This window comes from Paenibacillus sp. 01T424 (assembly GCF_056398745.1).
The window spans coordinates 239,866-264,167 of record NZ_JBFTPZ010000002.1 but is presented as its reverse complement, the minus strand read 5'-3'; the positions used below and the strand labels follow the sequence as shown (position 1 = coordinate 264,167).

15 protein-coding genes and 1 riboswitch are annotated in these 24,302 nt (G+C 44.2%); all 15 genes read left to right on the top strand.

Annotation, left to right across the window (positions count from 1 at the left end; translation table 11 throughout):
- Window positions 1-22: 22 nt before the first annotated feature.
- A complete protein-coding gene (locus AC1DPK_RS03110) occupies window positions 23-2,038 on the top strand; it encodes a YIP1 family protein (RefSeq protein WP_477509273.1) in 2,016 nt (671 codons plus the stop codon).
- Window positions 2,031-4,259, top strand: a complete 2,229-nt coding sequence (locus tag AC1DPK_RS03105) for a DUF5696 domain-containing protein (RefSeq protein WP_477509272.1) — start codon at window positions 2,031-2,033, stop codon at window positions 4,257-4,259. Before AC1DPK_RS03110 ends, AC1DPK_RS03105 begins: the two co-directional genes overlap by 8 nt.
- Window positions 4,259-5,152 (top strand): carbohydrate ABC transporter permease, encoded by an 894-nt coding sequence (locus tag AC1DPK_RS03100; protein WP_076269451.1) that lies wholly within the window; start codon window positions 4,259-4,261, stop codon window positions 5,150-5,152. Before AC1DPK_RS03105 ends, AC1DPK_RS03100 begins: the two co-directional genes overlap by 1 nt.
- Window positions 5,149-6,132 carry a carbohydrate ABC transporter permease gene (locus AC1DPK_RS03095; protein ID WP_076269452.1) on the top strand — a complete coding sequence of 328 codons (984 nt, stop codon included), beginning with the start codon at window positions 5,149-5,151 and terminating at the stop codon, window positions 6,130-6,132. The genes AC1DPK_RS03100 and AC1DPK_RS03095 overlap by 4 nt, the downstream gene beginning before the upstream one ends.
- A 344-nt stretch (window positions 6,133-6,476) precedes the next feature.
- Window positions 6,477-7,847, top strand: coding sequence for an ABC transporter substrate-binding protein (locus AC1DPK_RS03090; RefSeq protein WP_477509271.1), 1,371 nt, complete (start codon window positions 6,477-6,479; stop codon window positions 7,845-7,847).
- A gap of 259 nt (window positions 7,848-8,106) precedes the next feature.
- Window positions 8,107-10,092 (top strand): methyl-accepting chemotaxis protein, encoded by a 1,986-nt coding sequence (locus tag AC1DPK_RS03085; RefSeq protein WP_477509270.1) that lies wholly within the window; start codon window positions 8,107-8,109, stop codon window positions 10,090-10,092.
- 147 nt (window positions 10,093-10,239) lie between these two features.
- Window positions 10,240-10,441, top strand: a riboswitch (cobalamin riboswitch).
- Between the two features lie 149 nt (window positions 10,442-10,590).
- Window positions 10,591-14,325 (top strand): DUF4430 domain-containing protein, encoded by a 3,735-nt coding sequence (locus tag AC1DPK_RS03080; protein ID WP_477509269.1) that lies wholly within the window; start codon window positions 10,591-10,593, stop codon window positions 14,323-14,325.
- Window positions 14,326-14,401: 76 nt separating this feature from the next.
- Complete coding sequence (locus AC1DPK_RS03075) at window positions 14,402-15,922, top strand: S-layer homology domain-containing protein (protein WP_477509268.1); 1,521 nt, start codon at window positions 14,402-14,404, stop codon at window positions 15,920-15,922.
- A 220-nt stretch (window positions 15,923-16,142) separates the two neighbouring features.
- Complete coding sequence (locus AC1DPK_RS03070; RefSeq protein ID WP_477509267.1) at window positions 16,143-18,272, top strand: right-handed parallel beta-helix repeat-containing protein; 2,130 nt, start codon at window positions 16,143-16,145, stop codon at window positions 18,270-18,272.
- A 186-nt stretch (window positions 18,273-18,458) separates the two neighbouring features.
- On the top strand, window positions 18,459-20,237 hold the full coding sequence (locus AC1DPK_RS03065; protein ID WP_477509266.1) for a glycerophosphoryl diester phosphodiesterase membrane domain-containing protein: 1,779 nt from the start codon (window positions 18,459-18,461) through the stop codon (window positions 20,235-20,237).
- 33 nt (window positions 20,238-20,270) lie between these two features.
- A complete protein-coding gene (locus tag AC1DPK_RS03060; protein WP_477509265.1) occupies window positions 20,271-20,996 on the top strand; it encodes a uracil-DNA glycosylase family protein in 726 nt (241 codons plus the stop codon).
- 38 nt (window positions 20,997-21,034) lie between these two features.
- Window positions 21,035-21,823: an SGNH/GDSL hydrolase family protein gene (locus AC1DPK_RS03055; protein ID WP_477509264.1), complete on the top strand. Its 789-nt coding sequence runs from the start codon at window positions 21,035-21,037 to the stop codon at window positions 21,821-21,823.
- Window positions 21,820-22,731, top strand: a complete 912-nt coding sequence (locus AC1DPK_RS03050) for an ABC transporter ATP-binding protein (RefSeq protein ID WP_477509263.1) — start codon at window positions 21,820-21,822, stop codon at window positions 22,729-22,731. Before AC1DPK_RS03055 ends, AC1DPK_RS03050 begins: the two co-directional genes overlap by 4 nt.
- On the top strand, window positions 22,724-23,695 hold the full coding sequence (locus tag AC1DPK_RS03045; RefSeq protein ID WP_339208052.1) for an ABC transporter permease: 972 nt from the start codon (window positions 22,724-22,726) through the stop codon (window positions 23,693-23,695). The genes AC1DPK_RS03050 and AC1DPK_RS03045 overlap by 8 nt, the downstream gene beginning before the upstream one ends.
- Window positions 23,696-23,737: 42 nt before the next feature.
- Window positions 23,738-24,121 (top strand): hypothetical protein, encoded by a 384-nt coding sequence (locus AC1DPK_RS03040; protein ID WP_430063071.1) that lies wholly within the window; start codon window positions 23,738-23,740, stop codon window positions 24,119-24,121.
- Window positions 24,122-24,302: the final 181 nt, after the last annotated feature.

Genomic DNA, 24,302 nt, shown 5'->3' with positions numbered 1-24,302 from the left:
ACCAGCAAAGGAAGTCGTGACGATGAAGAGATTTCTAATATTCCTGCTTCTTGCGGCGACCTCCATGCTTGTCGCACCAGAAGCGATACACGCGGAGCTTCCCTATCGAACGGCCTACTATGACAGCAATCAATCGACTTGGCTGCGTATACAGCCGGTTTATACTCCAGCTGAAACGAAGGGAATTCGCTTTGTAGAGCCGATCGATCTGCAGGTGGGCGCAGACGATAAGGTTTATGTGGCTGACAAAGGAGCAAACCGAGTTATTGTGCTTGATAATGACGGAGCGCTGCTGCAGACGATTGGCGAAGAAGAGGGAGCCGGCATGCTCAGTGCGCCTGAAGGCTTATTCGTTACGCCGGAAGGGGTCGTTTATGTAGCCGATTCGGGCAATCAGCGCATTGCTGTCTTTCGTGCCGACGGTACGTTCGACCGTGAGTACAAGAAGCCCGCATCAACTTTTCTGGAGCAGGAGCATTTTGTTCCCGTAAAGCTTGTCGTTGATCGGCGCGGCGTTATGTATGTCAGCTTGAATTCCTCCTATCAGGGCTTGCTGCGCATGAATGACAAAGGGGAATTCATGGGTTTCTTTGGTGCCAATAAAGCGCAGCAAACGGTACTCAACTGGCTGAAGAAGCTCGTTCTCAACAAGGAGCAGCTGGATAAGGAGACGGCGAGCCTTCCCCGTCCAATCTCCAATGTTGCCATTGATAAAGATGGATTTATCTTTACAGCTACGGCAGCGGGATTTGGGCAGGGCGCTATTCGCAAGCTAAATGCGGGCGGTGTCGATGCTTTTAAGAATAAGACGCTCGTGAACGGCCATGGCATCGTTGATGTAGCAAGCGACTCAAAGGGCTTCTTATACAACATTGATATGGAATCGGCAAACATTAATATTTATGACCAAAATGGTGAAGCATTGTTTGCTTTCGGATTCATTGATAACGCAACACAGCAATATGGTGTTCTTGGATTTCCGACGAGCATTGGCGTAGATTCCAAATTCGGCGTCTGGATTTCTGACAGCCGAACAGGTACGATTCACAAATTTGTTCGCACGGAATTCGGAAGCGACGTTATGAATGCGTTAGGGCTCTATTTGGAAGGCAAATATGAGGAGAGCAAGCCTTATTGGGATCGCGTTTATGCCCGCAATGATATGTACAATGGAACTTTTCAAGGGCTCGGCAAGGTATATCTGCATGAGAATAACAACGAGGATGCGCTGACCTTCTTGAAAACAGCGTTTGATACGAAGGGCTATTCCAAAGCGTTCTGGCAAATCCGACTAGAGTTTTTGCAGCAGCATTTCATATGGATCGTTTTAGGTTTGGCAGCTTTGTTTCTCTTGCTTAGGTATAGCCGAATGCTACTAAAAAAGCAGCTTCAGCGCCGCCCTTTGCCTGAATCATGGCAGCGCCCGCTTGGCGATTTGCGCAACCTTTGGTACGTCATGCTCCATCCTTATCATGGATTTTACAAGCTGAAGGAAGCTAGAGTTGCACCTTGGATTATTATTTTTATTTTAGTTTCGGTTGTAGCGGTGAAGATCGTAACGATTTATTACACCGGGTTTTTGTTCCATCCCGTGGAGCTCTCGCAGGTCAATCTATTTGGAAGTTTGGGATTATTCGTAGTTCCTTGGGTAACGTGGATCATCGCGAATTATCTCGTATGCAGCGTGAAGGACGGGGAAGGGAAATTCAGAGAGGTCATTCAAGGCAGCACCTATGCGCTTGCACCGTATCTGTTCTTTTCCATTCCAACATTACTGTTGTCCAATATCGTGACGCTTGATGAGCGAGTGATCGTGGACTCATTAAACACGGTTATGTTCCTGTGGATGGGTGTCATGCTGATCGTTATGACGCAGGTCATTCACAATTTCGATTTTGTGGAGACGCTCAAAAATATCGCCATCACGATATTTACCATTGGCACGATTTGGCTGTTTGCCTTTCTCGTCTTCGGATTGTCCTACAATTTATACGATTTCTTCTATCAGCTTTACAAGGAGGTGACCTTCTATGGTTGAGTTCATCAAGCGTACTTCCCTTCGAGTAAAGCTTGCAGCAATCGCATTTTGCGCGTTACTTATTATCATTTTGGTTGTTATCATGCAAGGAGATGAGCTCTCGCCGGCACAGGCTCTTGCCTACACAGGGATTAAGGAGAGAGTAGTGAGCAAGGCTCCTCTCTATGAAGGCGAGGCTTGGAAACCGCAAGCGGGAGCTGATGGTTTCTCAGAAGCACTAGCAAGCGAGAACTTCGCGCTTTATATTCAGCCCGCAAGCACACAGATTGCTTTGGTTGATAAACGTACTGGCTATAGGTGGAGCAGCAATCCTTCAGAAGCTCAGCTAAGCAGCGAAACGGTTAAAGGTGTGCTGCTTGCCAATTTGAAATCGCCTTTTGTTCTCACTTATGTCAGGACACAAGGGAAGGATCAGACGATCAGGGAAGTGCTGAACGCGAATGATCCGAAAGTGCAAACAACGCTGATCAAAACGACAGAGGGGCTTCAGGTTTCCTATGTTTTCCCGGAAAAACAGCTGGGCTTTACGATCCAATACGAGCTTACGTCAAAGGGGCTTAAGGTACGGATTCCAACGGAGGGAATTAAGGAGGACGGAGAATATGCCGTCTTTACGGTAGACTTGCTTCCCTACTTTGGGGCGGCTTCCTCAGAAGAGGATGGATATATTTTTGTTCCAGATGGACCAGGCGGCTTGATCCGATTTGACAGCGAGCGGGCTGGCGTGTCTAGAGGTTATATCCATCAGGTATACGGCCTTGAACTAACCAATACCGGAAATTGGACGCGTTCAGGTGAGAGACGTGAGAATATTGCTTACCCGGTGTTCGGCATGAAACGAGGCAGCAATGCCTTTATGGCGGTGCTTACGGAGGGCGGTGATTCGGCGAATATTGCTGCGATGCCGCCAGGTCTTAAATCCAATTTGTATAACGTATTTTCCAATCAGATTTACCGTGAGGAATATTTGTACAGAATGAGCCGGCTTGCCGCACCGCTTAAAGCAGTACAGAAACAGCGATTGGATACGGATAGAGAGGTTGAATATCGCTTTCTTAATGGAGATGACGCTGGTTATGTCGGAATGGCGAGGGCTTATCGAGATTATATGAAGGAAACCGGTAAGCTGAACGAGCCGTTAAAGCCTGTTGAGCACACCCCTCTGTATTTGAAAATTATGGGGGGCAACTATACGGAAGCCTTCAGCAAAATCAAATATATTACGGCAACGACCTTTCCGCAGGCAACGAATATCGTAAATGGGCTGCTAGAGAAGGGTGTCGCTAATCTGAAGGTCATTTATTACGGCTGGCAAAATCAAGGCGACTATGACCTTTATGACCGTTTTCCAATTGAGGAGTCGCTAGGCGGCGAGACGGCTGCCAAGGCTTTTGTTTCCAATATGACAAAGCATGGCATTGACGTCATGTTCGAGGATGATTTTGTCTGGATCGATTCGGACAATTCCGATTTATCTGGCAAAACGAACGGTATTCGCGGCATTGATGAAACGGTATTTGTTGATGAGGGATGGTTTATCAGCAAGCCGTCACGCACCGTTGCCATGGCCTATCAAACGATTGAGAAGCTGAAGGAGATTGGCATATCCGGCATTTTGTACAACTGGATGGGTGAAATGGTGTTCCATGACTATGATCCGTCAGGCATAGAAACTCGTTCGGACACGATTGCTGTATACGATGGCTTACTCGAATACACGCAGAAGACGCTTGGCACGGCTGGCGTATATCGCGGGAATGACTACGCAGTTGGCCAAAGCGATTTTATCGCTAATTTGCCGCATGAATCCAGCTATGATTTCATGGTCGACGAGACGGTTCCTTTTTATCCCATCGCGCTTCATGGTTATGTATCGTATTCGTTTGGAGATGGCAATCTTCGTAATGATGTAGAAACTGAGTTTTTAAAAGCCATTGAATACGGAGCTGTTCCTTCTTTCTTCCTCACACATGAGGATTCACGGAAGCTCAAGTACACGGCTGCGAGTTTCTTATTCAGCAGTCAATATGAGAAGTGGACAGACCGCATTTTAAAGGAATACGAGGCTTTTGATTCCCTAGCAGGTTTGTATTCCCAAACGATTGAAAACCACGAAAAGCTGTCTGAAAATCGGTTTGCTACCGTTTATGAGGACGGCACACGGGTAATCGTCGATTATAACAGCAAGACGTTCGTCGTAGAGAAGGGAGTGGGCGCCTAATGCAAGCAAAAGCTAGAGTCCGTGCAGCGCGCCTTCATCTCTGGAAGCGCTACGGAATGGGACTGCTGTTCATGCTGCCATGGATTATTGGGTTTGCGATGTTCGTCATTATCCCGATTAGCTGGTCGTTATTTATGTCCTTTAACAAGGTGCAAGTAGCGGTCGGAGGATTTAAATATGAATGGGTTGGATTGCGCAATTTTCGGGATGCTTTTTTGAAAGATAACATTTTCCCAATTGAACTTATCACTTATTTCCAAGAAATGCTGCTGATGGTTCCGATCATCGTTATTTTTGCCCTGCTGATCTCATTAATGCTGAATCAGAAATTTCCTGGACGATTTATTTTCCGCGCGTTGTTTTTTCTTCCAGTTATTTTTGCAACAGGGCAAGTGCTCTCAGAGCTGTTCTTGCAAGGAGCGGGAGATATTCCATTCCTGGAGCAGTACAATTTGCTTCCGATAGTTGAGGAATATGTTGGAAAGCAATTTGCAGAGACCGTAATGGCAGTTTTGGGCAAAGCGATTCTAATTTTATGGTATTCCGGTGTGCAGATTCTTATCTTTATTGCGGGTTTCCAGACGATTTCACCGACGATTTATGAGGCTGTGCGGATCGATGGCGCCTCCCCTTGGGACAGCTTCTGGAAAATAACGCTGCCAGCCTGTGTGCCATTCATCAGCTTGAATGTGCTCTACACGATTATCGACCTGTTCACATTCCCGCTTAATCCTGTGCTGAAGCATATCAAAGACAACATGTTTAAGGTCGATACCGGTTACGGCTACGCCAGTGCGCTCGCTTGGATTTATTTTGGACTCATCTTCGCGCTGATCGCCCTCGTATTATGGCTGTTTAACCGGAGCCTCAAGACAAGGAGGGTACATTCATGATTACTGCGATGAAGTCTGAGTTCGAGAAGGTTAGCCGCAGCGTAAGGGGAGTTCTATGGGGCCGCAAAGCCCAGAAAACAAAAATGCTTGTGCTCGGACGAAGCTTGTCTGACGGTTTGCTGGCGAAGCTCATCATTTATTTGCTGCTCTCGATTGTCGCTTACCTTTATTTACAGCCGATTCTTTATATGGTCAGCACGATGTTTAAGAACATGAGTGATCTCCTTGATCCGACGGTAAAGTGGATTCCGCGCGAGATTACTTGGGAAAATGTGACGAAAGCGCTGAAAGGTCTGCAATACCCGGAAGCACTCAGAAACACTGCCCTTATATCGGTGACATGCTCGCTCGTACAGGTCATTATTTGTGCGATGACCGGCTATGCGCTTGCTAGGCTGGAGCTGCCATTCAAGGGACTTTTTACGGCGCTAATCATATTGACCTTCTTGATTCCGCCGCAGGTTATCATCATTCCGCTTTACGTTATATTCAGCAAGCTCGGCTTGTTGAATTCGATTTTTGTGTTTCTCATACCGGCTATATTCGGGCAAGGCCTTAAGGGAGCATTATTTATTCTCATTTTCCGGCAGTTTTTCAAAGCGCAGCCGCCAAGCTTGGAGGAGGCAGCGAAGCTGGATGGAGCTTCTACAGCGAGGCTGTTTTTCGGAATTATGCTGCCTCTTGCAAGGTCAGCGTGCTTAGTCGTGTTTCTCTTCTCATTTATTTGGTACTGGAACATGTATTATGAGCCATCGATGTTTCTTACCAAAGGTTTCACGCCGCTGTCGATCCGCCTAGATATGCTGGAGGATGTGCTGAATCCGTCCTTGCTCGGTAATACTCGAACCATCGTTAATCCGATTACGGAGAGCACCAAAATGGCCGCAGCCTTCCTTATCATTTTACCGCCAATCATCGTGTTTATGTTCCTTCAGCGCTGGTTCGTTAGCGGTATTGAAAGAACGGGAATTGTTGAATAGTTCGCTTTCTGCGCTAAGGCGCAGCAGCTCTTTGGGGGGGTGGTGTTTCGGCAAACAGCTGCTGGAACGGTTTCAACGTTATAAAGAATGCTAAACCGCAAAAAACGAGGGGAAGGCTTACGAAACTAAGCTTATGCTTACGAAGCTAGTTTTGCTCTACAAAACTTAAAGCTTAAGCTTACGAAGCCAGTTTTGCTTCACAAAACTTAAAGCTTATGCTTACGAAGCCAGTTTTGCTTCACAAAACTAAGCTTATGCTTACGAAGCCAGTTTTGCTCTACAAAACTTAAAGCTTATGCTTACGAAGCTAGTTTTGCTTCACAAAACTTTTAGGAGGCCAAAAAATGAAAAACAAAAGCGCTTTGACATGGATGTTGTGTATGGTCTTGTTATTTTCAGTCGTTCTCTCGGCTTGCTCCGGCAATGGAGAAAAGAATAAAACGACTAACACTCCTTCTAATAATACAGCGACAGATGCACCTACCGATGATGCAGCCAAACCGGCTACAGAAGAGAAGCATGAGCCTGTTACGATTAAACTCATTTCATGGTCCGATTCCTACACGGAATTATACAAAATGTTTAACGAAAAATATCCATGGATTACAATTGAACAGGTTCCTGTAAACGGCAAACCAATTATGGAGATCATCGCTACTTTGGAAGCGGCAGGAACACCAGCCGATTTAACTTGGATCGACAGTGATTTGATCTCGTTTGACCAAGCTGGCTTGGTTGAGGATTTGACTCCTTATATCGAGAAGGATATGACATTCCAAGATGTTCAGCTGCCTCAAGGATTTTTTGATACGATGACGTATAAAGACAAAAAATTGGCTGTGCCATTCGTTGACGTACCGATGTGGATTCTCGTCAATAAAGATTTGCTTGCTAAGCATGGTGTTGAAATGCCAGCAAATGATTGGACTTACGATGATTTCCGCGATGTAGCCAAAAAAATTACCGATCCAGAAGCAGGGGAATATGGCTTAACGACACAGCCAGAATTTCAAATGCGCGTTCTTAGCACAAAAGCAATTGCTGACGGACATGCTGCAAACATTCATTACTTAAATGAAGATTTGACACAAAGCTTGCTCAATACGCCAGATGTAATGAACGATGTTAGATGGCTTTCAGATTTTGTGTGGAAAGACGGCTCCATGCAGAGCAATGCGAAAGCTAAGGAACAAGGCGATGTATCGAGAGAATTTATTAACGGTAAAACGGGCTTTGCGATCGGCGGAGACTGGGTGCTTCCAGGCCTCAAAAAGGATGCAAAATTTGAATGGGATGTTTTGCCTTTCCCAAGAGGAAAAGTAAGCCAACCAGGTTATAGTATTTATGGTCCGCTTTCACTGCTCAGCGGTTCCAAGCATAAAGAAGAAGCTTTCCTATGGATTAGCTTCCAATTCTCCAAAGAAGCGCAAAAATGGAAGATTGACCAAGGAGCAAATGCTTCGGTCATCGATCCTGAATTGACCGCTTATTATGATGAAACGCCAATGTGGGAAGGCAAAAACAAGGAAGCTGTTAAAATTGCAAAGGAAAATGCAAAAATACAGCCGGGCGTAACCGTTCCTGCTTGGTCTGAATACAACTGGAACAATATTTTGAATGAAATTATTTTTGATGGAGCAGATATTAATAAACTGATTCCAGAAACGGAAAAATGGAATAAGCGGACGCTAGAGGTTCGTGAATCATTGAAATAATCGGAGTCTACCTTTAGTAGGCTAATCTCGAAATCACCCTATGTCGCTTAGTTTGCGGCAATAGGGTGATTTTTTTGTATTAATAAGGTATGTGGATAGCCTAAGCTTAGTAATTCATAAACTTAGTCATATAAAATAATTAATAATTTCAATATAAATATGTATTATTTAAGAAGTTTCAATCTAATTGGTTTAATTTACATAACATTTTAGTTAAACTGGTTTAATATAGATAAATTAACAGTGGGGGTTATCAAAAATGAAGATGGGATTACGCTCGTTGACGAATAAATTTATGCTAGTCATGGCCGCCGCATTAGTCATAATCGTTAGTGTGATTCTCATGTATGAATGGAAATCCACTCGTATAGCTGTCGAGCAGCAGCTTCTGGACAAGGGTCGCACGATGGTTTTATCGCTAGCTCGCACACTTGAGAATATTACGGAGCAGGATTTTAAAACAGGTGTTGTGCTGGAGGATGGAACGAAATGGGACGGAAATAAGCTAAAGGAGGATTTTTTCAACGATACATTGACTGTAAATCCCGAAAGTGAGAAAGTGGCTGAAAAAAGGCTAAAGGACTCATCCTATGCGGGGAAAGAATCGATTTTGTACAATGGAGAGTCCATTCCGCTATCTCAATATGAACTGAAATATGATAGTGCCTATGACCGTTATACGGATTACCGCTGGCAAGGCATAATGGATAGTTTTCTGACGGAGGAAAATGTTATTTTTGCTATTGCAGGCGCTTATTCAGAAAATCCGAATTTTGCGGGCTATATCCCAACACATAATAGCATTTACAGCCCTATGGGAGAAGAATCAAAAGATGCTTGGGGCGACGAGGGACTTCTTAGTCAAAACTACCGGGCCAATCGGATTTTTAACGATAAAACAGGCTACAATGCCGCTACGAATACGAAGACGGATGATGTCCTCCTGCAAAAATATAATAGACTAATAGACGGGAAAACGGTAGAAACGTGGGATATTTCCTACCCATTAATTATCGATGGCAAACATTGGGGGGGCGTACGTGTTGCATTGTCTAAAGAAAAGGCAGATGCGCTCATCGCTTCAGAAAGAACGATGGTTGTCATGCAATTTGGTGGCCTGATGGCTGTTGTATTGGTCGTTTTGTTTCTTCTATCACAATTTATGGTAGGACGTAAGCTTCGTAATATTGTTCATGCTGCAATTAATCTTAATTCTAGCGAAGCGGATCTTACCTATCGTATAGAAAATAAAGGAAATGATGAAATTGCTCGCCTAGGCGAAGAAATCAATCATTTCATTGCCCATATGCAAGGCTTAATGCGGACGATTCGGAACAATGCCGCATCCGTATCGGATTTTGCAGGCCGATTGGGTGTAGGCTCGCAGCAAAGCCGAGAGCTCTCCTCGCAGCTTGCTTCCTCTGTGAATGAGATGGCAATTGGCGCGGAAAATCAAGCGGACGGAGCAGTTGAGGCAGCAAGGTCTATGGAGGAAATGGCGACGAGCGTAGGAAGGATTGCTCACTCCTCGAGCCAAATGTCTGAAGCGTCGAACGATATGCTGCAAGCAGCGGAGCTGGGCCATGAAAAATCGGATCATGCGGTTGGTCAAATGGAGCGGCTTGGCGCGGCAACGGCTTCGATATCACGAGTGATTGGAGAGCTTAATGAGCGCTCATCCGAAATCCAAGAGATGGCAGGCACGATTGCTGCCATTGCAAATCAGACGAATTTACTCGCTCTAAACGCTGCTATAGAAGCGGCACATGCAGGGGAGTATGGCCGTGGATTTGCAGTAGTATCAAGTGAAGTGAGAAAGCTGGCGGAACAGGCTTCGGCACATGCGGGCCATATCGAAGAAACGATTAATGAGGTGCTAGCCTTGACTGCCGATGCTGTTGGCGCGGTCACTGCAGGAGAGCAAGAAATGGAACAAGGATTACTCATCGTTCAGGAGCTGAAGGTATCTTTTGACACGATATGGAAGGAATCCCGCCTTGTTGCCTCACAAATTGAAGACGTATCTGCTTCAACGGAGGAGATGGCAGCAGGCAGCGAGGAAGTGAGCGCTTCCGTTGAATCGATGGCGCAGGTCGCCAAGGATACTTCAACTCATGCTGCGCAATCGGCAGCAGACACTGAGCGGCAAAATCAGCTCGCAGCTGAAACGCAGCAGCTTGCTTCATCTGTAAATGAGCTTTCGGAGGAGCTTCAGCGCTCGATTACGAGATTTAAAATTGAGTAATTTGTAGCTGAAGTAGATTTATGATGAAATACGAGTCATAGTCACAATAAATTGAATAGAGAATTGTACAAGTTGAAAAAAAACGGTCAGAACCTTTGTCTAATCCTTTCAAATTTGATACAATTCACAAAACAAGCACTTACAATTTCATAGAATAGCTAATATGGTGCTGCCGTGAATCTATCATTCACAAGCAGCTTAATAGGGAAGTTCGGTCAAAATCCGACGCGGTCCCGCCACTGTATCGCGGAGCAGACGATCATGTTGTCCACTGTCATATCACGACGGGAAGGAGATCGTCTAAGCAATGAAGCGAAGCCAGGAGACCTGCCATAGGAGCGCTCTATATTTCTCACGAGGATGGGAGGGAGATGTTTATTCGTGCTTTTGCAATAGGTGGATTCCTATGCTTCCATGCGCACGTGTTTATCCAAACATCTTTCCACAAACGGAAAGATGTTTTTTTGTTGCCAAAAATGATTAAAGGGAGAGAAAACATTGCTTAATTTAAAAAGATTTATGAAAAAGAGTTTGCCTGCAATTTTAAGTTTTGTATTGGTGTTTACTTTATTTGCACCACAAGTAGGTAAAGCGGCAGATCATTCTGCGAATACGTCATTGAATGAGATGATTGATAAGACGGTTGAGTATTATAAAAATAGAAATACAACATTGAATTCTTGGTGGGAAATTGTTGCCCTTTGGGGTGCTGGAGAAAACCTGCAGGATGGCAGTTGGAAGCTGCCTAGTTGGAAGACCGTGGATCCGGGGTTGAAGCCTAATGATAGTGATACAACTCATATCCGCTATATTTATTCATTACTCGCGATGGGTGAAGATCCTGCGCATGCGTGGGAAACGGATCGAAATCTGTATGCGGAGTTAGCTGCACAACTAAATAAGGATACAGGGTCATTCGCCGGTTCAACAAACAGGCATATGTGGGCGATGCATGCACTTGACACGGGTGCAAAGCTTGGGAGTGACGTTGGTAGCTGGGATGATACCTCAAAGAATAAGGCATTAAAATATCTATTAAGTAAACAGTTGAATGACGGTGGATTTGCATTTTTTGGAAAAGATTCTGATCCTGATATGACTGGTATGGGGCTGCTTGCACTCGGCAATTATCAGAATGATAGTGCTGTTCAAGCTGCGATTGTAAGAGTGAAAAATTATTTGCAAACTATAAAGTTAAACCAAGAAAATGTCATGTATGGAAAAAACTCGAGCAGCACTTCTGCCGTAGTAAGCGGATTAACAGCCGTTGGCGAGGATATGTTGTCTGATGTCTGGATGGCTAATGACAAATCAGTACTTGATACTTATTCATTGTTCCAGCTCCAGAATGGAGCATTTAAGAACGATTTAGATAAAGGTTCTAATTCAATCGCTACAGAGCAAGCACTTGTTGCACTTGCTGATATTAAAAATCAGAAAACGGTATGGCAACGTTTAGGTGAAATAAAACTTCCTGTCTTTGTTAACACAAAGGTTAAAGTTGATGGTATTTCTCAAAGTATTTATGATCAGAAAACGGTTAGTTTAAAACAGAATGAAAAGCCAGTTACAGCACTCGATGCTCTAAAAAAGGCACTTAATACAGCAAATCCACCTATCACTTTCAATATTGTAAATAGTAGTATTGGTTCATATGTTCAAGGAATTGCTGGACAAGAAGCTGGTTCATTTGGCGGCTGGGATGGATGGATGTACGAGGTCAATGGCATTGCGCCAGATGTAGGTGCAGATGCATACCAGCTTAAAGAAAATGATGAGGTCCGATTCTATTACAGTCGTTACCCTGCGCTCTCTACAACAACARAGCTGAACACCGGCTCAGTTGATCCTATTGTCGACGTTAAGCTTGTGGGTGATCATTTCAGCAGCGAAGCGACTATTGCAAGCAACTGGGCTATTGATTCGGATGCGTCAGGACTGACGATTAAATCAATCGAGAAGACGAACGATCAGCACATTAAGATTAGTCTTTTGGGCAAAGCAAAAGACAAGCCATTTACACTACAAGCATTAGCAGCAGCTTCAGAGAGTAAGAAGGAGAGCGAACCGTTTCCGGTTTTAGTTTCTGATTCTGTGACTGTAAATTTTCAGGTTGATGGCATTTCATCACCAATTTATACGAAGCAAACGGTGACACTTAAGAATACAGAAAACCCAGTAATGGTTTTAGATGTATTTAAAAATGCCCTTGATCGAGCAGAGCCAAAGATTGGTTATAAAATAACGGAAAGCAACTTCGGCCCTTATGTATCAGAAATAGCTGGGGAAGCAGCCGGCAGTCTTGGCGGCTGGGACGGCTGGATGTATGAAGTAAATGGGATTGCTCCAGAAGTTGGCGCAGACGCATATGAGCTTAAGGAAAAAGATGTCGTTCGCTTCTATTACAGCAGATATGCTGAACTTTCTACACAATCAACGATTACAAGTGGTGCTGATAATCCGTCGATTGACGTAAAGCTTGCTGGTGACGAGTTCACTAGCGTTGCGGCCAATATCGAAAATTGGACTATTGATACTGGAAATACAGATCTAAAAGTAAAATCACTTGTTCAAGATGGCAAGAACATAAATATTTCTTTTGAAGGTACAGCAAAAGGCGGAACAATAACGGTTAAAGCATTAGCTGCTGCGTTAGTTGGCAAAAAAGAATCCGATCCAATTGTAATCGCTATACCTCGTGAAGTGAGTGAAACAACGGATCAAAATTTTGCAATTCATGAGAATGAGAAGGTTGTCACTCTTGGTACAGCAAGCAATTCGCATGTAACTAACAATATCAGTCTTACATTTACATCGGCTGCATTGCCACAGGTAACAGCTATTCGTGGTACGACAACGTTGGAGATTCCAGCTAATACAAAGGTTACATCAACATGGGATCAAAAGCTGCTGCTTCCTAAAAATTTGAGCATAGATGATAGCGGTCTAACGACTAAGTTGAATAGTGTTTTGTCTGCTGACAATAAAAAAGTCGATGGAATTTCAATTCGCATACAAGCGGGCGGAAATGAAAAAATACAATTTAATCAACATGTTACCCTTACTATTAAAGGTCAAGGCGATAAAGAAGTTGGATTTGTAGATCAAGCAGGTGTGTTCACGCAAATTAAGAAATATGCTGATTCATCAGCTCGTACGGATGAGGTCTATGCTTATAATCAGAACGGCGATCTTATTATTAAAACAAAGCATTTTACAGAGTTCTTAGCTTATACAACAACGACAGCTTCGACAGGTGGAGATGGTGGTACTCTTCCGGTAGCGGAGACCATTACTCTATCAGTTGAAAAGAAAACTGTCAGCACCGGTGATTTGGTTGCTCCATTCACTGTAACTCTTAAACAAGGTGATACTGCCTTTACTGCACTTAAACGAGTACTTGAAGAGAAGGGTGTTTCTTTAAAATATATAGGTTCGGATTCAAGTATTTATGTACAAGCTATTGGTGGTCTTGCCGAATTTGATCATGGTGAGAAAAGCGGTTGGATGTACTCTGTTAACGGAACCTTCCCGCAAATAAGTGCAGGTTCGTATGTGCTAAAAAAAGGAGATAATGTTCGCTGGCAATATACGAAGGATCTAGGTGCGGATATTGGAGCAATTATTCCGGGCGACACTGGCGGACAGGTTCCTGGAACAGACCCAGAAGTGAAACCAGATCCATCTGCAACGAAATACTCAGATGAATCAAAAATTGCAAGCTGGGCTTTGGAAGCAGTAAACAAAGCAACGGCACTAGGCTTCATGCAAGGCACAAGCACGAGCAATGCAACATTCGAGCCTAAACGTAATTTGACACGTGCTGAATTTGCAGCGCTAATGGTTAAGTACTCCGGAGCAGACCCTATTATGGAGGATTCCGGCTTTAAGGATGTTAACAGTGGGGCATGGTATTATGGTTATGTTAAAGCAGCCAAAGAAAAAGGATTGATGTCAGGTGTAACTGAAACTTCTTTTGCACCGAACCAACCGATTACAAGACAAGAAATGGCTGCCGTTTTAGTTAGACTTAAAGGTCTAGCTGATGAGAATGCACCACAAGCAGCAATTAAGGATCGTGACGCTGTTGCAGCGTGGGCTGTTCCTTATGTAAATGTAGCTTACCAAAAAGGTCTGATGACAGGAGATAACGGCAAGTTTAATCCACAAGCTCTTGTTACACGTGAGATGGCAGCTGTTACGATCATCCGACTTCATGAATTGAAATCATAATATACTAAGCTGTCTCGTAGGCTATTGCAATAGCTGCGGGACAGCTATTTTCTTGAAAGGAGAGTGTGGATTCAGGATGAACAAAAAATATGTATCGCATAAACCATTATTATTGCTGGTTATATACGCATTAATGCTTTCTTGCGTCAGTTCGGCTCTGCTGCCTATGCAGCGCGCAGCAGCGGCAGAAACGATGGCGGTAGAGAATGAAATGACATCAGCCGCGAAACAAATCTTAAGCAGCGGCACGATTAGCGATTGGGAAGCGATTGCCTTATATCGGTCTGGTCATGCGGTGCCAGCAAGCTATTTGAGCGGGCTGACTTCTTATTTAAAAGAGAACAAAGGTGAATTCCGCAAAGTAACCGACCTTGAACGAATGGCTATTGCGATTAGAGCGGCAGGTGAAGATGCAACCTCCTTCGCAGGCTACAATCTCATTCAAAGCATCTACAATCATTCGAGAATGACGAATCAAGGCACAAATGGCGTGATTTTTGCATTGATTGCTTTGGATAGCGGTATCTACGAGGTGCCTACAAACGCTTTATGGACACGTGCGAAGTTAATAGACTGGCTGCTCAGCCAGCAAAATACGAGTGGAGCATTCCCGCTGTCGGAAAAATCCGAGGATAATTTAGATATAACCGCCATGGCGATAAGCGCACTCGCTCCTTACCAAGAACAAGCAAAAGTGAAAAGTGCAATCGACAAAGCTGTAAAATGGCTGTCTTCTGAACAGCAAGTAAATGGCGGCTTTAACGCGTTTGGTGACGACAACAGTGAGAGCGTAGCTCAAGCTATTATTGCTTTGTCAGCTGTGGGAGTTAGTCCAATGGAATCCAGCTTTATGAAAAAGAACGGGAATCTCCTAACGAGCTTATTAAGATTCCAGCTTGCGGATGGCAGTTTTGCACATGCACTTGGTCAGCCATCAAATGAGATGGCAACGGAGCAAGCGTTGATGGCGTTAGCCGCGTACGACCGCTATAGCAAGCAAAAGCCGGCGCTGTTCAACATTTCGGCGGATACAGAATTGACGGGCAGCAAGTCGCAATTTGTAGACAATAACCTCATTTCCGTATGGGCCTATGATGCTGTTTATAGCGTGTTCGAAGCCAAAGTTATGGTTGGGGTAAGCAGTTCGGAGCTTCGCTTTGATCCGAAGAAGCAGATGACAAGAGCCGAATTTGCAACCTTGCTCATCAATCTATTGGAGGAAGCCCCTGCTAATGAGGCAGCAAAAGTGTTCAAGGATGTTCAGCCTGGCGCATGGCATTACGGAGCCATTATGCGTGCCAAGGAACTGGGCATCATTCAAGGGATTACAATAGATTCGTTCAAACCGAACCAAGCGGTAACAAGACAAGAAATGGCGATCATGATTGCCAAGGCTTTCAAGCTTAAGGGCAGCACAGATTCGCTTCCTTTCAAAGACGAGAGCAGCATTCATGAAAGTGCAAAAGCATACGTCAATGCCGTATATGTAAACGGCTTGATGCAGGGCTCGAACGGAAGCTTTAATCCGAAAGCGGTCGTTACGAGAGAAATGGCAGCCGTGGTGGCAGATAAACTGCTGGAATTGCCGGCAGCCTAAATTCAGAAGAAGCGAAATGAAAGAGCAAGCTGCTCTTTTGTTTCGCTTCTTTTTTTGCATCTTAATACATAGGAAGGAAGCCCCTTTTTTCACTAAACGAACCAAATTCAGGATTTTGTTCTTTATAAAGAATATTGGTAGTGGTATATTTAAGAGGTTGAAAGGAGGAGCACTTATTTCTTGCAATCAGATGATTTGAACCGCAAATAGGAGGCTTAAAGTGAATATATTAAAGCTAGTCATGTCACTAATGCTTGGATTACAGTTATTGCTAATACCTAATCAGGCTTCGGCAGAAGCGTCTGATTCCAAAGACTATTATCTAATTGAGCTTTCTAAATTTGGCATTTATAACGATGGCACACATCCTGTTGAGACAACAAAGGGCATTAACAATGCACTGCAATGGGCAGTTAAAAATGGGAAAACAACGACGTCACTGCCGCCGGGTACCTATTTAATCGATAAAGCTAACCGGATTAATATGGTCAGCAATATGGTGTTTGATCTCCCGATGGATGCGGTGCTCAAGAAGGAAACAAATGATAAAGAGTCGTATCAACTCATGTATTTGGGTTATGGCGTTCATAACGTCACGCTGAGAGGCGGGACCTATGCAGGTGACAGGGAAACACATAACTATTCTAAAAAAGACAATAAGCACAGCTCAGGCACACATGAAGCTGGTTATGGCATTTTTACGCAAGGAGCTTATGATATTACCATTGACGGTGTGAAATCGATTAATTTTACAGGCGATGGTCTCATACTAGGCGGTTACGGCACGATGGCAAAGGATTTGTATGAAGATCATTTTGTATTAGGCGCATTCGATGATAAAGGAAAAAATGTCGCGAATGCCAAAAAGCTTCGAACGAAGCAGCCGCTTAATTTTACGAACACGATTTTTAAAACAGAAAAACAATTTGAATTGTCGAATGCGATTAAACTGCCATATAAATTTGATATCTTCTTCTATAAAGCAAACGGAGCTTTTATTAAGAAGCTGGCAAATGTGAAGGTGCGCGAGCTCATCGACATACCTGAAGGAGCGACGCAGTTCCATCTTGTATTCGAGCAAGCGACCAAAAAAGGCGCCTATGTGGAATTTTGGAACAAGAGTGTAACGAAAAACGTGGTTGTGAAAAATTCTGAATTTGCTTATAACCGTAGGCAAGGAATTACGGTCGGCGGTGCTGATCAAGTACTTATTGAGAACAACGTTCTTCATCATATCAAGGGGACGATGCCGCAGTCGGGAATAGATGTGGAGGGCGGTTTCGGCGAGAACGGACACCGCAACAGCAATATAACGATCAAAAGCAATAAATTTCACGATAATGCTTCGTACGATGTCATTCTTTATGATGGAAAAGACGCAATCGTAGAAGACAATCATTTGGCATCAAAAGGTGCGATTGGGCTAGCCATCTCCGATCCATTTAAAGGGGCCATGATTAAAGGCAATCACTTTGACGGCTCGCGTATTGCCGCGGCTCACGATGCCACATTTATCGATAACAAGATGAATGATTCCTATACGTCGTTTACGGGTCCTAATATCAAAATAGATGGAATGACCTTTACGGACTCTATGTTTTTAATTAGTGCGAAGGATGCTTTTGGAGTGAGTGCATCGAACATCGTTATGAATAACAACAAAAAGAGTGATTCTGGTCTATCGCTTTGGGGAAAACCGATTCGATTGAAAAACATAACGATTAACGGCGAGGGCAAGCTTAGGGTTGTAACGGGCGGTATAACCGAGGGCTCGATCATCGATAACTTAAAGGTAACCGGCTTTAATACCGATTCCGGGTTAACGCTGCCTCCTGCCACATACAACAACTGCGAATTTATCGGAGCCGCGGGAACGGGTAAATTCGGATCGATTGCGGTTGCACAAGCCGGCAAATATGTGTTCGATGGCTGTTCCTTTCAATCACCGCCAGCGCTTAGCACATTAATGATCGCTGAACATCCAAAGCTTGATTTGACGATCAAAAATTCGACATTTGAGCTATTAGGCAACTCCCAAGCCATTAGCGTTCAAGCGGCGAAAAACCTGCTGCTGGAGAATAATACGATTACAGCGGAAAAACTAACCTCCGATAAAACAGAGATTGTGCGCATCAACGATTATTGGAAAAGGAATAATCCGCATGACGTTCTGAAGGCCGTAATTAGAGGAAATACGATTACAACCAATTTAGCTGCGATCGGCATCACCACATTATATGCGGGAACAGGAGCACCAGCCTATCTCATTGAGAACAACACCTTATACACAGCTAAGCTGGTTCAAAAGAAAAATGATATTTTGAAAAACAATTCGATTAAGAAACAATAGGCTGGCAGACGTTAGCTTTTATAAAAATGAGCATCCGTTTTCTTCAATTGAAGAGAACGGATTTTTTATTGTATTTTTCCGATTCGACGCGGGGGTAGGTAAATAGCTATAATAAGGAAATGAAGTTGCTTAGCAATTCCATTTCTTGCTTTATTGATTACCATACAATGAATAGGATGAATGTTCATGCTCAAGCGGCTTGGTAGAAGTATCCGTGACTTTCGTGAAACGTACAAGCAACATTTGTTGTTTGAATATTTATTTATGCTCCTAACGAGCTTTGTCATTATTCCGATTATTTCTTTTATATTTAACCGTATGCTTCGTGTACTTGGATCGGGCTCTGTATTGAATGGCGATGTTTACAAAATTGGTCTGAGCTACACGGGCGTTGCTGGATTAATCGCGATTTGTTTAGTAGCTGTACTTGTGCTTTTTATCGAGTTTGGCGTGGTCATTACGATTTCTCAGCAGCATTATTTTGGCAAACAGGTATTGATCTCTGATGCCGTGCTGACGACGCTGAGACAGACGCCTAAACTATTTGGATTTGGCTTGATTCAGCTGTTGTTTTTCCTATTGTTTCTCGTGCCATTTATTGAATCGCCGCTGTCAACTTCCCTTTTTGCACAATTTAACGTCCCGATATTTTTTAACAGCCGCGTCTTGAGCTCGTCTATGATGATGCTTTCTTTATACGGCTTGTTGCTTTTGGCGGGCGTGTACACCATCTTGAGATGGATTTTTGTTTTGCATTTCATTATGATCGAAGACAAATCCATTCGAGTAGCAATTAGAAGCAGTCTCTTATTGACGAAGGGAAAGCGGTTATCGATCTTTGTTAATCTGTTTTTGCTAAATGTGTTCGTATTCGCGCTTGGTTTTGTCGTCATCTCGTCTGTTGCATATTTGCCAGCGTGGCTGGACATCAATGTGCTTAAAGCGGTGTCCAATCATTATTCATTAACGCTAACAACGGTGCTAACCTACATGTTCACTTTGCTGCTCGTACCGATTAATATCATCTTTTTGACAAGGCTCTTCTATCACTTTAAACGTACACGAGGCGTGATGCCGCGAGATCAGCTCCGTTTATTCAAAAATGGCTGGGTTGGCCCGCTTGAGCAGCGTCTTATGACTTTTCTAAAAGGCAGAACGAGGAAACGAGTGCTCTACAGCTCTATATTGGCTGCTTATTTAGCGCTTGCGCTGTTTGTCAGCTATGCTGCTAATGATCAATTGGTTTATGTAAAATGGAGCGTGCTCTTGTCTGCTCATCGCGGCGATACGCTCGTTGCGCCGGAAAACTCGCTGGAGGCGATTCGCAGCTCAGTGGCGCAAAGCATTGATGCCGTTGAAATTGATGTACAGATGACAAAGGATGGCGTAGTTGTCCTGAACCATGACTATAATTTACAGCGTATGGCAGGTGTGCCGAAGCGGGTGAGCGAGCTGGATTATGAGGAAATTGCGAGGCTGAACATTGCCAAGGCTGGCGGTGAACCCGATGAGATTGTGCGAATCCCCATGTTATCCGAGGTGCTTGGAGAAGTGCTGGGGAAGTCGAAGCTGATCATTGATCTTAAGCCATACGGTTCAGGCGAACAAATGGCTGAGCATGTTGTTGCATTAATTGAACAATTCGATATGGTGCAGGACTGTTATATTCAATCATTCGATCGGTCTACGCTTCAACATATTCGGTCGCTTAACCCCGATATTAAAATTGGGCAAATTTTATATTTTGCACTCGGTGATCTTTCGCTTCTTGATGTTGATTTCTATACCATTGAACAGATTATGTTGACAGAGCAGCTCGTGGAGCGTGCGCATAAAAAAGGCCGTGAGGTATGGGTGTGGACAGTTAACAGCGAGCGAAATTTAAAAGAGGTGCTTAAATTCGAAATCGACGGGATCATTACCGACTATCCTGCACGCGCGCACAATATGGTTGAGCTGAAGTAAGAACATACAGATTGAGCGGAGGGGCGGTTAACGGTGACACAAATTGAAAAATATAAACCTTTTATTGAGTCGCTCCCGCCCGGCAGCTTGTCCAAGGAGCAGCTGTTCGTGAAACAATTGCTTCTTCACGAAGAGCAGGACATGTCGATTTATTACGTGCCTTACGAATATGTGAATACCTCTGCTAAAGTGATGATTATCGGCATTACGCCAGGCTTTACCCAAATGGAGGTAGCCATACGCAGCGCGCGGGAGGATCTTGTAAATGGGGTGTCTTATGACCTCATTGATCAACGCGCGAAGAAGCTTGCCAGCTTTGCAGGCTCTATGAGAAAAAATTTGATCGACATGCTCGATCAAATTGGATTGCCAGCAGCACTTGGCATAAAGAACAGCGAGTTATTATTTTATGAGCTTAGAGATTTACTGCATACAACTTCAGCAATAAGGTATCCCGTGTTCATAAAGGGCAAAAATTACACCGGGCACAGCCCTGTTATTTTGAAATCAGAGACGCTTTATCACTATGCAGAGAGTATCTTTCTTCCAGAATTGCTGGCGGTAAAAGATGCGCTTGTCATCCCGCTTGGCAAGTCGGTATCCGATGTAGTCAAGCATTTTGCTGACAAGGGATGGATAGATAAAGAAAGATGCTTGTTCGAAATGCCGCATCCCTCAGGAGCAAATGGTCACAGAAAAAGCCAGTTTGAGCAGAATAAAGCACAGATGCAGCAGCAAGTGATTACATGGTTCAGCTAATCATATAACAGCTACAGAAATAGAAAGGCGTGACGGGGATGCATAGTAAAAAAGTTCGTATGATTACCTCTTTTGCGTTTCTAGCGAGTCTCTTATGGATATTTGCCTTAGGCTGGTCGATAAAAGATTATTTATTCGGAACAGCGAGCCAATCATCTGTATCACAAGATACGGAACAACCAGCAGAATCATCAAGCGGATTAAAGATTATTGCACTAGGGGATTCGTTAACGAGAGGAACAGGCGACATCGAAGGAAAAGGGTATGTAGGTTATGTCAGCGATCAACTGAAGCAGTCCGGTAAAGATGTTTCCTTAATTAACTTAGGTATTAAGGGGCTTACCTCTTCAGAGCTAGTGGAGCAGATGAAACAAAAGGAAATCGAGCGGCAAATTGGACAAGCAGACATTATTCTGATGACCATTGGCGGCAACGACTTATTTCTCGGTGGTCAATCGCTTACGGATCTGTCTGAGGCAAGCATTTCGGGATTAGAAGAAGCGTTTTTGAATCATCTAAAAACGATTTTGACGACCATTCGTGCCGTTAATACAGAAGCAACCGTTTATTTGCTTGGATTGTATAATCCGTTCAGCGAGTTCCAAAATGGTGAGTTGATGTCGACTGTGGTTAGGAACTGGAATAGTAAAACTGCGGAGACTCTGGCGCAGCATTCGAAAGCCGTTCTGGTTCCTACCTATGATTTGTTTCAGCTGAATGCAGAGAAACTGTTATTTACGGATCATTTCCACCCGAATGAGATAGGGTATCGCTTAATGGCTGAGCGGGTAGCCGCGTTAATTGCTGATGCAGGAGGACAATCATGAGCGACATTACATTAGCAGTGCAGGGTTTACGGAAGGTGATAGGCAAGCGGACGATCATCAAGGATTTAAGCTTTGAGCTGAAGCGCGGCGAAGTATTTGGTTTTCTAGGCCCTAACGGAGCAGGGAAAACGACGACGATTCGCATGCTGGTCGGCTTAATTAAGCCAACCTCCGGTACCATCCATATATGCGGCTTGGATATTGCGAAACATTTTACAAAAGCGATGCGGCATTTAGGATGTATTGTAGAAAACCCAGAGCTGTACCCGTTCCTCAGCGGAATGGACAATCTTCGCCACTTTGCCGTTATGATTAAGGGAATAACGCAGAAGCGGATCAATGAGGTTGTCGCGCTTGTTGGCATGCAGGATCGAGTGAATGATAAGGTAAGCACCTACTCACTTGGGATGAGGCAGCGGCTTGGGATCGCTCAAGCACTGCTTGGCAAGCCTGATGTCCTCATATTGGATGAGCCAACGAATGGGCTTGATCCATCGGGCATTAGAGAAATGCGGGCTTTTATTAGGTTTCTAGCAGAGGAAGAAGGATTGACCGTGCTCGTATCGAGCCATTTGCTGCATGAAATTCAATTGATGTGTGACCGGGTTGCGATTATTTCCAAAGGCGAGATCATTCGAGTGGATTCGGTTAAGCAGCTGCTGTCCAGCGAAGAACGTCTAGTATGGCGGCTGCAGCCGCAAGCGCTGGGACGATCGATACTTGGCGATGTTACGGCTGTCTTGGGTGAGTCGACGGATACGGTTACGACAGCTTACGTTGAACATGCAGTTGGAGAGTGGAACCGCAAGCTTGTTGAGGCTGGGGTAAGTGTGCTGGAGATGAATCGGAAGCTTCCCGCGCTTGAAGATCTATTTCTTGAGCTGACAGGAGGCGAATCGATTGATTAATCTCGTTCAAAATGAAATGACGAAGCTGGTTGGCAAACGACGTTTTATCGTCATCTCGATCATTATTATCGTTCTTCTCTCGATGTTTACTTATGCGCAGGCGAAACAGGCAGAATCCATAAAGGAGCGGCTGGGTGACGTGGATTGGCGCACCGAATTGCAGCAGCAAATTGTGGATATGCAAAATCGGTTGAGCAGCGCAGGACAGTGGCGAGAGCAAATTCAAATTCAAATCAAACAATCCGAATATTACTTGAACAATAATGTGAATCCCTCCGAGCCGGGAGCGCCAACCTTTATCAGAGGTTTTGTTCAAAACTCGGCGGAGCTGTTTCTCCCTTTGCTCATTATGATAATTGCGGTTGATATCGTCTCCTCAGAGCGAAGCATGGGAACGATTAAGTTGCTGCTCACCCGCCCGGTGAGCAGGTTTAAAATATTGCTCAGCAAATATATCGCGCTGATATTGTCCGTTTCCTTAGTTATTTTCATATTCGGCTTGTTGTCTTACCTTATCTCAGCCGTTATGTTTGGCAATCAAGGCTGGTCGGCTCCCGTATTGACTGGCTTCTCAACACAAGGAGGCGAGCTCGACATATCAGGCGTCCGCCTGGTGTCACAATGGCAGTTTATCATTCAGCAATTTGGACTAGCATGGTTTATCTCGCTTGTAGTGGGAACGTTATCGTTCATGCTGTCCATTCTAATGAGAAGCAGCGCAGCCGGTATGGGAACGATGCTCGCATGCTTAATTGCAGGCGCTATTCTAAGCAACATGGTATCCTCATGGGATTCGGCCAAATATTTGTTCATGGTCAATCTTGGTTTGATGGACTATGTCAGTGGATCTGCTCCACCTATCGAGGGCATGACGCTTGGATTCTCGCTTGCCGTGCTTGCCGCTTGGATGGTCGGTTCGCTGCTCGTTTCGTTTACGGTGTTTATGAGAAAAGACATTTATTGATCGTGCTGTAGGTTGTCTAACTCATCCTAAAATGCTTCTTCTATGCATAAGCATGTAATAGAGAGGAGCGTGATAAGGTTGGACAAAACGGTACGCAGATATTACCAGCAAAAACAAAAGCAAAAAGAAATAGAGCAGGAGCTGACAGAACTCAGGCAGACCATTATGAGCTACTTGGCTGAGCAGGAAGCAAATGAGCTGGAGATTGGGAGCCATAAAGTAAAAGTGGTTGTGCAGGAGCGTAAGGAATACGACGACAACAAGCTTTATGAGGCGCTGCCAGATCCGGAGCTATGGCGAATGTTATCGAAGCCGGATGGCTCAAAAATTGCAAGCTTGGTCAAGCTGAACGTCATTAATGAGGAAAAGCTGAAGGATACTTTTTCCACAAAGACGGTTAAGTTGCTTCAGGTGGATAAGAAGTAAATTTATGAAAGGACGATTCGGTCAAACGAATCGTTCTTTTTTTTGTGCGTGGCATTTGAAGCTCGCTGGGGAAACGGTTTGTTAACATTGACGAGGGTCATCCCGCCGAAGCAGCTTTGCGGCGCGAGTTATGCGGAAATAGATCTAGAAATTAGCTCTATTTCACTCATACTGACCAAAA

Coding starts and splice junctions, on each gene's coding strand:
- AC1DPK_RS03110 (WP_477509273.1), top strand. CDS start 23: ATGAAGAGATTTCTAATATTCCTGCTTCTTGCGGCGACCTCCATGCTT.
- AC1DPK_RS03105 (WP_477509272.1), top strand. CDS start 2,031: ATGGTTGAGTTCATCAAGCGTACTTCCCTTCGAGTAAAGCTTGCAGCA.
- AC1DPK_RS03100 (WP_076269451.1), top strand. CDS start 4,259: ATGCAAGCAAAAGCTAGAGTCCGTGCAGCGCGCCTTCATCTCTGGAAG.
- AC1DPK_RS03095 (WP_076269452.1), top strand. CDS start 5,149: ATGATTACTGCGATGAAGTCTGAGTTCGAGAAGGTTAGCCGCAGCGTA.
- AC1DPK_RS03090 (WP_477509271.1), top strand. CDS start 6,477: ATGAAAAACAAAAGCGCTTTGACATGGATGTTGTGTATGGTCTTGTTA.
- AC1DPK_RS03085 (WP_477509270.1), top strand. CDS start 8,107: ATGAAGATGGGATTACGCTCGTTGACGAATAAATTTATGCTAGTCATG.
- AC1DPK_RS03075 (WP_477509268.1), top strand. CDS start 14,402: ATGAACAAAAAATATGTATCGCATAAACCATTATTATTGCTGGTTATA.
- AC1DPK_RS03065 (WP_477509266.1), top strand. CDS start 18,459: ATGCTCAAGCGGCTTGGTAGAAGTATCCGTGACTTTCGTGAAACGTAC.
- AC1DPK_RS03055 (WP_477509264.1), top strand. CDS start 21,035: ATGCATAGTAAAAAAGTTCGTATGATTACCTCTTTTGCGTTTCTAGCG.
- AC1DPK_RS03050 (WP_477509263.1), top strand. CDS start 21,820: ATGAGCGACATTACATTAGCAGTGCAGGGTTTACGGAAGGTGATAGGC.
- AC1DPK_RS03040 (WP_430063071.1), top strand. CDS start 23,738: ATGCATAAGCATGTAATAGAGAGGAGCGTGATAAGGTTGGACAAAACG.